Origin of the sequence: Klebsiella sp. 28, assembly GCF_018223905.1 — a bacterium.
Lineage (GTDB): Bacteria > Pseudomonadota > Gammaproteobacteria > Enterobacterales > Enterobacteriaceae > Klebsiella > Klebsiella pneumoniae.
The window spans coordinates 1-12,184 of sequence record NZ_JAGRQY010000253.1; the positions used below are offsets into that span (position 1 = coordinate 1).

Consider the following 12,184-nt stretch of genomic DNA (forward strand, 5'->3'; position numbering starts at 1 on the left):
CCTATAAAATAATTTATATGTATGGGGTGGTTTTTTTGTGGCGAATTGGTTTTACTGAACCCTAACTTTTGATTTTTAAGTTTGCACTTATTGATATGTTAATATGATAAATGCTTTATATCAGTTTTACTCTACAGAATTTCAAAAAAATAGATGTGTTAATGACTGTTTTTGCCGATGAAATCTTTGAGTTTTCGAAATTGTTTTGAGTTGAGGGTGTGTAATTGTAAAGGTTTATTAATTCGGGTTGTTTTTTTTAGGTTGTTTGTCTGTGCTTTTATATTCTGGAGATGTGCCTTGTATATAGGATTGTTTGTTGGTTGTATTTTTAATGTTGCACTGTTGTGAATTTTTATTTTGATATGATTATTTCTTTAGTATAAGGAGAGAAAGGAACGAGAAAGTTAAATCTATTTGTCCTAATCGCAATTTCATTGTTTAAATAATCACTATGGATTAATATTTTTTGCGACTCTGCTGAGTTACTGGTTTTAACTAGTGGTGTAAAAGGGATACCTTTTCGGTATCCCTTTTACAATAATCAGAAGAAATCAATTCGCGTATTGATACCGACGGTGCGACCCATATTGACCTGCGCGACGGCGCTGCTGCCGTTCATGTAGCCATAGGTACGGTAACGACGGTCGAACAGGTTATCGACATAGACGGAAATGTTCATCCGTTCAGTCGCCTGCCAGCCCAGGCTGCTGTCCAGGGTGGCATAGGTGCCTTGCCGCAACTGGTTGTCGCCATCGAAATAATGCGGCCCGACCAGATTAACCGCCAGTCGGGGCATCAGTGCGCCATAGCGCGTATCAATCACGCCGTTCACGCTGCTTCCCGCGCCATAACGTGGTACGAACGGCACCCGGTTACCGTGATACAACTCACTGTCATTGGTGAATTCGGAACGGATCACGTTGCCATTGATATCCCATGACCAGCCTGGCGCAAACCGCCACTTCGCTTCAAGCTCAACGCCGGTGGCGTCGGCTTTACCCGCATTGCTTAATGTCTGCATCCCGACCGGGCCAGAGTAAAGCTGCATGTCTTTGGTGTGGGTATAAAACGTCGCGGCTTGCAGCGTGACGTCAGCGGTTTCGTAGCGGGTGCCAAGTTCATAGTTGATGGATTTCTCGGCGACGAACGGTTTGGCATCAAGACCCGCAGTAGGCACGATGTTGTACCCGGAAGGTTTATATCCCTGGGCTACACGGGTATACACTCTCCAGTCATCGGTCAGCATATAGCCTGCGGATAGCTGCCCGAGCACCTGATCGTCATTGCTCTTACCCTGGTCGCCAAACGGGTTGCCGAGCATGCTGCCGTGATATTGTGTACTGGATTTATCATGCGAGAAGCGCACGCCGCCGCCGATATCAAAACGATCGGTTAAATGCCAGGTCAGGTCACTGTATGCGGCCAGCGTTTCAGCGGTGGTATAGCCGGTACTGCTTAAATAAGGCATTGTCGGCATGTCGTAGGCTGAATTTAACTTCTCGCGGGTGTTCTGCCGGTACAGCCCAAACACCATATCAACGGTACGCGCATCGCCCAGGGTTGCGGCGCGCAGCTCCTGCACATCCTGATTCCAGCGCTGAGGCATATTGACGATTAACGAACCGGAAGGGAAGGTGCGCGAATAATGCTGCTGCTGCCAGGCGCTGATCAGGTTGAAAACCCAGTCATCGGTGGTGTATTTCCCACTCAGGGTCTGGCTGTCAGTGCAGCGCCGCATGTACGGGTCTGGTGAACCATCGCTGATCGACAGCTTACGGCCCTTAATATCATTCCATCCCACATAGGCGTCCTGGGTGGCGCGGGTACATTCGCGTGAGGCGGCAAAGCCCATTTCCCAGGGCTGATCGTCCGGCGCCAGACGCAGTTTCACATTCCCTATGCTGGCGCGGGTGCCGCCTAAGTCATCGCTTCCCGTCGCGGGGTTAATCATGTCGCCGTCATCAACCTGGCGTAACAGGGTGACGCTGCCGTACAGCAGGCCATCCTGAATGGGGCCGCTCAGGTTGAACTTACTTCGATAACTGTCGCGGCTACTGACGCCGCCTTCAATATAGCCGCGCGGCGTGCTGTCCGGCTGCTGGGTGACGATGTTGATGATCCCGCCCTGAGCGCTTTTGCCATATAACGTTCCCTGTGGGCCTCGCAGCAACTCCACGCTTTGCACATCGGTAAGCGCCTGGATGGTGTTGGTGGAAAGCTGAGGGACGCCATCGACATACAGGGTGACGGCGGGGTTATAGAAGTCCTGCGCTGAAGAGACGCCGCGTAGCGAGATCGTCGAAAAAAGCATGTTGCCGCTATTTTCAATATTGAGCCCGGGCAAGACTCTGGGGAGTTTGTCGCTGGCGGTGACGCCGGCGTCGCTTAATTCCGGCGCGCTGACAACAGTAGACGAGACGTTGTTGGCTGATGCCGAGCGGGAAGATTGTTTACTGGCGGTAACCACCAGCGTGCTTTCGTCTTGCTGTGAAGTTTGGGCATTAGCAATGGCGGGGAGCAATAATCCCCCCAAGGCCAGAGGATAAAGCCGTGTCATTTTCATTGTTGTGAGTCCCTGTAAGACGGCGAAACGCCAAAAATACCGACAATGGTGAATTGAAAATGATAACTATTTCTAATAGTGGTGCTACCCGAAACGGGTTTATTTCAACCTGTTTCGGGTCGGTTTGCGCTTATTGGGCAGAATGGCGATAACGGTCGACGGCGAGAGCCGTCAGGCGTTTTTTGTCTATCTTGCCGACGGCGGTGAGCGGCCAGTGGTCCAGAAACTCGATTTGGTCAGGAATTTTCCACGCGCTGAGCCCCATACGGGTCAGTTGTTGACGCAACTGCTGATAGTCAGTTGGCACCTGCTGCGCGATGATAAACGCGCAAATCCGCTCGCCAAGCAGCGTGTCCGGCGCGGCGACCACCGCGCAATCTTGCACTTCCGCTAAACGCAGCAGTGCCGATTCCACTTCAGCCGCGGCTATTTTTTCTCCGGCGCGGTTGATCTGCTCTTTTATGCGTCCCTCAACGTGCAGGTTCCCCACCTCATCCAGCCTGACATTGTCGCCTGTGCGGTAAAACCCTTGCGCGGTAAAGGCCTGCGCGTTGTGGGCAGGGGCGCGGTAATAGCCCGAAATGGTATAAGGGCCGCGCGTTAACAATTGCCCGGTTTCGCCCGGCGCGACGTCGTTCTCGTCTTGATCAACGATGCGGATTTCATCCAGAGGGGACAACGGGCGCCCCTGGCTGTGGAGAATGGTGGCATGCGGATCGTCCAGCCGGGTAAAACAGAGCAGGCCTTCCGCCATACCGAAAACCTGTTGCAGGGTACAGTCAAAGGTGGCGATAACCTGCTCAGCAAGCGTCGGGTCGAGCCGGGCGCCGCCTGCCTGAATGACGCGCAGCGACGAAAGGTCGCTGTCTTCCCACTCCCTGGCCTGCACCCATAATTGCGCCAGCGCCGGAACCAGGGCGACGTGAGTCACTCTTTCCTGCGCGATTAAAGGCATCACCTCATCACAGCTGGCGCTGTCGGTCAGCACCACTTTTCCGCCGCAGGCAAGCGTTCCCAGAATACCGGGGCAGGCCAGCGGAAAGTTATGCGCCACCGGGAGGACGGCGAGATACACGCTCTGTTGGCTGATGCCGCACAGTTCAGCAGAAGCGCTGAAGTTATAGCTATAGTCGGCATGTCGGCGCGGGATGAGTTTGGGCGTGCCGGTTGTGCCGCCTGAGAGCAACAACAACGCGGTGGCGGAAACATCAGGCTGCGGCCATGCCTGTCGCTCACCGTGAAGGGAGAAGAGCGGCGTAAAATCGTCGCTCACGGTCTCTCCAGCGACCAGAACATGACGCAAGCAGGCGTGTTTGTGCGCCATCTGTCGGGCCAGCTCTGCGTGGTTTTCCCCGTGAATAACGTAAGCGACGGGTTGCGCCAGCTCAATCAGCGCGTCGATATCCAGCGCCCGTTGCGAGGGCATCGCCAGCACGGGGATAACGCCCAGTCTTAACAAGGCGAACAGCAGGGTAACAAACGCGTTGTCGTTGGGAAGCTGCACAATTACATGCTCCCCCGAACGCAAACCCAGTGATGACAGACCTGCGGCAAGTTCGTCAACTTGTGCATCAAGCGCGCTGTAGGTTAACGACCCCTTTGCATCAACGACGGCAATTCGCGAGGCATAACGGGCCGCCCAGTGGCGCAACTGTTCGGCAATGGGTAAGGGATACTGTTCAATCAGAGATTCAAAGGAAGAATTCATGCGTCACCTTTCTGAAGTACTGGGCTGTTTTTGCAACGCGGTCATTGCAGAAAATGCGTGGGGAAAATGGCGGACAATCTGCGTAAAAAAGGACCGGGCTTGTTGAATGGGATAGAAATGATCGCCGTCAATCACCACCGGGCCTGTAACGGGGCTCAGCCACTGACGCCAGGCATCGACCTGCTGCCAGGAGGCTTCGCGATCGTGGCTGCCGCACAATAACAGCGCAGGCGTGCGCAGCGGCGGACAGACGTCGGGCGAGTCGTAGTGATAGCTCTCGGTGGCGTAAAAATCAGCGCGCAGAAGAGGAAGAAACAGCGACATTAATTCCTGGTTTTCCCGCAGTTCAGGAGAACATCCGCCAATGTCTATCAGCTCAGCGATAAAGTCGGCATCATCGCGATGGCTGAGCTGGCGTTCAGAATGCAGATGCGGGGCATGGCACCCGGAAATAATCAGTCCTTGTGGCGCAAGCCCCCGTTGCTCCAGAAGTCGGCAGGTTTCAAACGCCACCTGTGCCCCCATGCTGTGCCCGGCGAGTAAAAGCGGCGTGTCAGGCGATACGGATGCTTCCAGCTCGTTCGCCAGCAGTGCCGCCAGTTGTGTAATGCTTCTGAGCGGTTCCAGATGGCGAAGGCGATCGCGCCCCGGCCAGGTCACCAGAGAAAGCGCGCAATCAGCCAGTTGCTCAGCTTGCCAGTGGCGAAACGCGCTACTGCTGCCGCCAGCGAAAGGGCACATGACTAGATGCGCAGTATTACCGTTTCGGGCGGGCCACAGCGGGATGCACATTGCAGATTGCGTCACAGCGCCTCCTTATCATCATCGTTGTAGAAACCGGCTAACCGGTCGTGGTGCGGCGGCGTCAGGCGTCTGATCTCCGCATTGCCGGTCTTACGTAAAATCTGCTGCCATAAACGTGATAACGCGATCTGATGTACGCTTTGGCAGGCCGCTGGTGGATGTTCGCCCGCCAGATGGCTGCGCAACTGGTGTAGCAACCAGCTGACGCCCTCCGGCCCGACGGTTTCGCAGCAGTCGCGCCAGCTCAGGGGCGCCGCGCTGCGCGTCAGACCCGGCAGATCGCGCAGGATCTCCGGTCTGCGGTAGAGGCTGTGGGCGTTCTCCTGATGGTCTGCGACAAACAGGCTGGATGACCAGATGACGGGGCCGTAGCTCGCCTCCAGCGAAAGATGACCTTCCGGCCAGCCCAGCAGCAGGCGGTGCATGATAAGGCTATGCATATCTGGATCGTCAGGATCGAGATAGCGCTGAAGCAGCAGGCAGGCTTCTCCCTCCGGCCAGAAGAGTCTCAGACAGTGAAAATCGCTAAAGCTGCCAACCACGTCGCACTCCACGGCGGCGGCATCAACGCCCAGAGCCAGCAACAACAAATCCAGAGTGGAGTAGAGCAACTGTCGGCTGGTGGTGGCGTGGACTACCGGCGGCGTCTTAGCCAGGCAGCGACGCAGCTGCTGCGCATCGCGAAGCCATGTGCGTCCCGCGCGCGTATGCGGATAAAACGTGTTTACCCAATAGCAGCAGCCCTGTTCCTGCGCCAGCGTTTGTAAGGAACTGATGTCATCCGGGTGGAGGGGATGCTCCTGAATGACGTGTACGCCGCGCGTCAGAAAGTGTCTGGCAAGCTGCGTACCGGTTCCTCCGGCGACGGTCGAACGCACGACAATACAGGCGATATCCGGCATCCTGGTTATCTGTTCCGGCGAGGTATACAGCGGAATGCCAAACGCATGAGCCAGCTCTCTTGAACGGGCGCTTCCCTGCGCCAGCAGGCCGACCAGTTCCAGCCCCTCCGGGGGCTGCATAAAGGCATTCAGGTACATTTCGCCAAATTTGGCGCCCACAATCAGTACGCGTTGTTTTGGGGAGGCGGACGGCATCATAACGTGTTCTCCGGTTGCGTTGAGGTTGCGCAAAGCCAGCGCGTAATGTGTTGCGCACAAGCCTGAACGTGGGGGGCTTCCATCATGATTTGCCAGTGGCTGGCTTCAATCACAGCGTCGTCGGCGTTGTTTATCCAGCCCTGCCACTCGGTTTCTGCTGGCGTCCAGCGCGCGGGTCTCCCGGCGGCATACACCATGAGACAGGGGACCGGAACGCTTTCGCCCGGCGTATGCTCAGTCAGTAAACGCAGCAGATGCGCGATGTTGTCGAGCCACGTTTCTGCCGCTTGCAGCGTCAGGTTTTGCGGCACCATACCGGCCGTTTTAGCGAGGCTGATAAAGTCGGCAAGCTGGCTGTCGGGCGTCTGCTGGTCGAAATGTTCGGGCAGTGCCAGAGGCGTTTGTCCTTCGGCTAACAGGCGCAGCAGGGCCGCCCGGTTTTCGCAACAGAAATCCTGTCGGCACACGGGATCGATTAACACCATCCGAACCTGCTCGCCTTTGGCGTACAGGCGCTGTGCGGCGCCCGCCGCAAGAAACGCGCCATACGACCAACCCGCCAGCACATAAGGGCCGTGAGGCTGCTGACGACGGATGCACCCGACATACTCATCGATCATCTGGTCGAGCGTGGCAAAGCGCTGCGGCGATTTTGCTTGCAGGCCGAAAACGCGCCTGTTCAACGCGCTAGCGAGCGGCAGCCAGGCGCTGATATCGCCGTCTGAAGCGTGGAAGACAAACAGGGTTTCCTCACCGTCGCCCTGGCAAAGGGGTATCGGGTTGTCCTCTCCTGACGTAGCCGCCTGTAGATGGGCGCAGAAGTCGCTCAGCGTCGAATGGCTGAACAGATCCTGAAGGTTAGCCCTGGCAATCCCTCTCCGGTTTAGCTGCGCGACCATCCTTGTCGCCATCAGGCTGTCGCCGCCCAGTTCGAAAAAGTCGTGATGCCTTGCCACGGGGCGAGACAGCAGCGATTGCCAGAGTTCAGCCACCTGTTTTTCCAGCGCCGGATTCCCCCCGGCAACTGGCGTGGGTTTGGCTGGCTCAGTCGGCGCATCAGACGGGGCATGCAGCGGCGTAAATAACGCTTCTCTTTGCCGGATCTGTAAAATGGGCAGACCGGTGCCAAAGCGCTGCTGTAAATAGCGGCTCACGGCTTTTTTATCCGGGCGATTTACGCCAGGCGAACGCGCCACCAGCAGATGCTGGCGCAGCGGCGACGATTCCTGCGCGGGCCACGCCAGCTCGTTTGCAAACCCGGCCTGAACGAGAACCTCCTGCCATGCGGAGCGGGTGAGCATCGGTTTCTCATCCCGGCGGCGGAAATCGCGGTATCCGCTTAATCCCTCAATAAAGCCCACGCTCGCCAGCTGGAATACGCTGTTTCGCTCCGTCGCTTCAACGATCATCAAACGTCCGCCGGCTTTCAGCAACAGTTTTAATCTGCGCAACGTCTGGACGACATGGCTGGCGTCGTGGAGCACATTGACGGCAACGATCAGGTCGTAACCCGCCTCCGGGTGGGCGGTGAAATCCAGCGGCTGGTTGATGTCGAACAAGGCATAAGACACCTGCGATTCATCATGGAAACGGGCTCTGGCGTCATTGAGGAACTGCGCGGAGACGTCCGTGAAGTGGTACGACTGCCGCGTGTTCCGCGTGGCCTTCAGCACCGGCGCGGTAGTGGCTGCGGTTCCGGCGCCAACCTCCAGAATCCGTTCTGCGCTGCACAAGGCGGCAATCTGCGCGGTATAGCGATTCAGACAGGCGCTGGCGGGGTTGTCGCGATACAGCGCGTCGGTAACGCGATGCTGCTCGTTGAACAGCAATTCCAGCGGAGAACACTGCCCGGAGAAGAGGGCGTCGTGCCGGGCGATGCAGGTTTCCAGATACTGCGCCAGCGCCTGGCTCCATTGGCTTTGCGGGCACGCTTCCTGAGGCTCAGGAATCTCGCTGAGCGGAATGCGGCAGCGCCAGCTTTCACCTTCGCGGATTAACCACTCTCTTTCCGTCAGACACTGTAGCCACTGGCGCAGCAGACGCTGGTGAGACGCTTGCGCGGACAGCGCCTGTACTATTGCGCTAAAGCGATGGGCGATCTCCGGCGTGGTAAACAGGCCGTGACGATTTAGCGTAGCCGCGATCCCCTGTAGCGCACGCGCCTCCAGCCAGCGCCAGGTCGCCTCCAGCTCATCAAGCTGCGCCTGCTCAGGCAACGGCAGCGCCAGTTGGGTAAGTTCGTGCTCATCAGGCATCGCCGCTGATGGCGACGGATCGTCGGCCATCACGATATCCAGCGTCAACGCGCCCTGTTCGGTTATTTCCGCTCTGGCCTGCCGGATGCCGGGGTATTCGAGCGTCGCCTGCTCAATATCCCGCAGGTCGTAGTCCGCCTGCGCGTTCAGCGGCCAGCGTCGGCGGGGAATGTGCCCGGCGATGCCGCTGGCGAGAGTCTTCAGGCTTTCAGGGGCGGCGATGACGGCTTGCAGGATGGCGCAATAGTCATTAAACATCGCCTCGGCAGCGCCGGGTTCCAGCACGTTGTCCATGCAGTACCAGCTAAACATCAACTCGCCGTCGCTCTCCATGACCTGATGATCCAGCCAGACCTGCGGCGTTTGCGTGAATACATAGCAGGGTTCGCCGAACAGATGGCTCATCGCCTGATCGATAGTCATGCCTTCCAGCGTCATCCCCAGCATACTGGTAAACACTACCGGCATCAGCGGTTGACGTTGTGATCCGCGCAGGCGGCCCAGCTCACGGATCACCTCAACACCGTTCATTTCACTGTGCGCCATGTTTTGCCAGAGGCGCTGTTGGGTCTGTTGCATCTGCTCTTGCAACGTCACCGGCGCTGAGAAGTTAAAATCAACCAGCGTGACGGAGGTAAAATCACCAATCAACTGGTTGATTTGCGGATGGATCGGCTGGCGATTGAAGAACGTCAGGTTCAGCGTAAATGTTGTGGTACGGCTCCAGCGCTCAAGGGTGGCGGCAAACAGCGTGAGCAGCGCGGCAGACGGTGTGACGCCTTGCTGCTGCCAGCTCTGTTTCACGGCCTGCCATTCTGTCTTGCCGATCGTCGATTTGAAGGTGGTGAAGTGTGGCGTTTCCGGGGGCGTCTCAACCACCGGCAGCTCTGGCGCTAAGGGCAGTTGCGGCAGTTTTTCCTGCCAGTAATCCCAGGCATCGTGCCATGCCGATGTCTGTCGGCGCGCCTGTTCAGCCATCACATAATCACGGAAGGTAATAGCGAGCGGCGCCAGCGTTTCACCGCGCCAGACCTGCGCCAGGTCGTCCATCATGACTTTAAAACTCTGCACATCAAACTGCAAAAGGTCGAGGTTCATATGCAGACGGTAATGGCAATCGTCGATTTCGCTGACCACCAGCTCAAAAAGAGGCCACTGGTCGGCAGGCAAAACGCGATAGCTCAGTTCATGCCGCCGTTTTTCCAGCGCGATGCGCTGTTCTTCCGGGGAAAGCGCGCGCAGATCGTCACGCGGGATGTGATACTCCGGCGTTGTCGCCAGGATTCGCTGCTGCCCGTCGGCATCAACCACCATACGCAACATATCGTGGCGTGCGATGAGCTGGTTCCATGCTTTCTCCAGTATGGCGAGATTGAACTCATCGTGGCGTTTATCCCACTCAAACAGGACGTGACAGGCGACGCCGCCATAGCCAATGAGGTGGGTTCGCCCCAGCCAGTAGGCGTGCTGAATGGGCGTCAAAGGGAAGGGCGCATAACGCTCGTCGGCGTCGTGCCGCAACACTTCCGGCTGCGAAGCGGCAGGCGTCGCCTCTGGCTTAGAACAGATAAGCTGCGTGAGTCCATGAGGAGACAGATCCTGCCACGCCCGTTCCGCATTGATGCGTACGCCCAGGTAGTGCTGAATATCGCTACTGAGTTCAAGGAAGAGCAGCGAGTCCATGCCGAGTTGCAACAGATCCTGGTTTGGATGCAGTGACGCCGGATCGCTCAGCCTTAGCTGAACCGCAATCCGCTTTTTCAGCCATGCCATCACCGCTGTTTCATCGCTCAGGCTGCCGTTAAAGGCGTTGTCATCAGCAGGAGGAATGACCGGCGTTGCGGCTTTTTCTGTGGCGCTGATGTTAAACAGAGCCTGTTGTAACGGGGGCATTTTGTCGGTAAAAACGCGCATCGCCAGTCGCCACGGGGCGCCGCGCATCACCGCCTGTTCCAGGTGCCAGCAGCCTTCGGCATCGCTTAACGCGCCCATACCTCGGCTGGCGAGCGTCGCCAGCATTTCCGGCGTGGCCGCCCGACCGCTTTCTCCCCATGCGCCCCAGGCGACAGAGAGCGTTTTCGGCGCATCAAGGGTGGAAAACTGCTGGGCCAGCCCGTCCAGGTAGCCGCAGGCCAGCGCATGGGCGCTCTGACCCGGCGCGCCGAGGGTGGCGGCAGCGGAAGAGTAGAGAATAAGATAGCGTCCGTCGTGGTTGCGCAGGGTTTGCAACAGCTGGCTTGCCGCCTGCGCTTTTACCGCGAAAACGGCAGCCAACTGGTGGTCATCAAGCTCCTGCAAGGGCGCGTCAGCCAATACGCCAGCGGCATGAATCGCTCCGGCAATGCCGCCGTTGGCCGCCAGATCGTCAAGAACCGTGGCCAGTTGCCCGGCATCGCCCACATCACAACGGCAGACGCGCGTCTGCCCGCCCTCCACGTCGCGTAGCCATGACTCATCCACGCGCGGCGCCAGCAGGGCGATGCGTCGCGCCCCTTTTTCTCTGAGCCAGTTCACGGCAAGGCGGCCTAATCCGCCAAACGCTCCGGTCACCAGATGCCAGCGGCTATCGCCGGTAAACACGTTTGCCGGTAATTCAGCGGCGCATCCCGTATTGGGCGCCAGTGAAGGGAGCCAAAGGGTGTCACCCCGTGCGGCGAGCCAGCGCTGTGATAGTGAGACTGCGCTCAACCCTTGATGCAGCGTTTCCCACGGGGTGTTTTCGGCGAGATCGATGGCGGCAAGCAACCGTTCCGGCTGTTCGTTGGCCGCGACGCGAAGCAAGGCCCATAGCGCGTGATGGGATGCAGAGAGTGCTTCATTTTCCTCGACTCGCCACGCGCGGCGAGTAACCACAATCAATCCGGCTGCGCTGGCGGTGAGCGCTGCTATCACTTTCTCCGCTAAGGCCAGCGTATCCTCGCTCTCCTCAACAATCATCAGTCGCGAAGAGGCGTGCGGATCGTGAATGATGCCGTATTGCGCCAGCTCGTCGCTGCGCGCAAGCGTACCGGCGCTGAAGCTAAAGGTAAGCGGATGGTCAATGCTGGCGACGTTGAGGGGCGTCCAGCGCCATTGATAATGCGTCTGCGGCGCAGGAAGAGGCGCGGCGGGCGATAGCGGCAGCCACTCGCCAGCAGGATGACGGGCTTCAACGCGCATCTGACCGCGGGAAAAGGCTTCGTTTTGCCAGCTTAAGCGAACCTTCCCCAGCCACTCCGGGGCGGCGACGGGGGGCGGTTCCACAGGTAGAGCGTCGCCATGACGCTGTGAAAGCAGACGCCAGGCCTCCTGCCAGCGGGCGTTAAACCGTTCGGGCTGACCTGCGCAATCAGACCAGTCGGCGAGATAATCACCGTTATCCGTCAGCGCCTGCCCCAACACGGGTTCTGATGGCGCGGTGAATGTTACGGCGCTAACCGCCTGACCGGGCAGCGTGGCGAGAATGATATGTTCGCTCATCCCGGCGGTCGGGCTGCCATCCTGCGGTAGCCACGCCACTTTGCTGAATCCGGCGTGGCGGCACTGTTGTTGCCACTGAGCGGTGGTGAGGAATAACTCACCTTCGCGGGCGTCGAGATCCTGTAGCGGAAGAACCAGCGGGCCGAAAACGAAGTCAAACAGACGCATTGGCTGGGTGATTTCGCGCATCAGCAGGCGCCCGCCCGGCTTGAGCAGGGGGCGCAGATTATCGAGCGTGCGGCCAATATGGCGGGTGGCGTGAATCACGTTCGCTGCCACGATAAGATCGTAAGAC

At 58.0% G+C, this 12,184-nt stretch carries 4 protein-coding genes and 1 pseudogene; all 5 read right to left on the reverse strand.

Annotated features, from left to right (window positions below):
• Nucleotides 1-541: 541 nt before the first annotated feature.
• On the reverse strand, nucleotides 542-2,563 hold the full coding sequence (fyuA, locus tag KHQ28_RS27615) for a siderophore yersiniabactin receptor FyuA (RefSeq protein WP_000784549.1): 2,022 nt from the start codon (nucleotides 2,561-2,563) through the stop codon (nucleotides 542-544).
• Nucleotides 2,564-2,693: 130 nt separating this feature from the next.
• Nucleotides 2,694-4,271 (reverse strand): yersiniabactin biosynthesis salycil-AMP ligase YbtE, encoded by a 1,578-nt coding sequence (gene ybtE / locus KHQ28_RS27620; protein WP_001088826.1) that lies wholly within the window; start codon nucleotides 4,269-4,271, stop codon nucleotides 2,694-2,696.
• Between the two features lie 3 nt (nucleotides 4,272-4,274).
• On the reverse strand, nucleotides 4,275-5,078 hold the full coding sequence (gene ybtT, locus KHQ28_RS27625) for a yersiniabactin biosynthesis thioesterase YbtT (RefSeq protein WP_000194284.1): 804 nt from the start codon (nucleotides 5,076-5,078) through the stop codon (nucleotides 4,275-4,277).
• Entirely contained in the window at nucleotides 5,075-6,175 is a 1,101-nt protein-coding gene (gene ybtU, locus KHQ28_RS27630; protein ID WP_000982866.1) for a yersiniabactin biosynthesis oxidoreductase YbtU, read from the reverse strand. Before ybtU ends, ybtT begins: the two co-directional genes overlap by 4 nt.
• Nucleotides 6,172-12,184 (reverse strand): annotated as a pseudogene (irp1, locus tag KHQ28_RS27635) (yersiniabactin polyketide synthase HMWP1); the annotation flags it as partial. The pseudogene irp1 and the gene ybtU, both read right to left, overlap by 4 nt.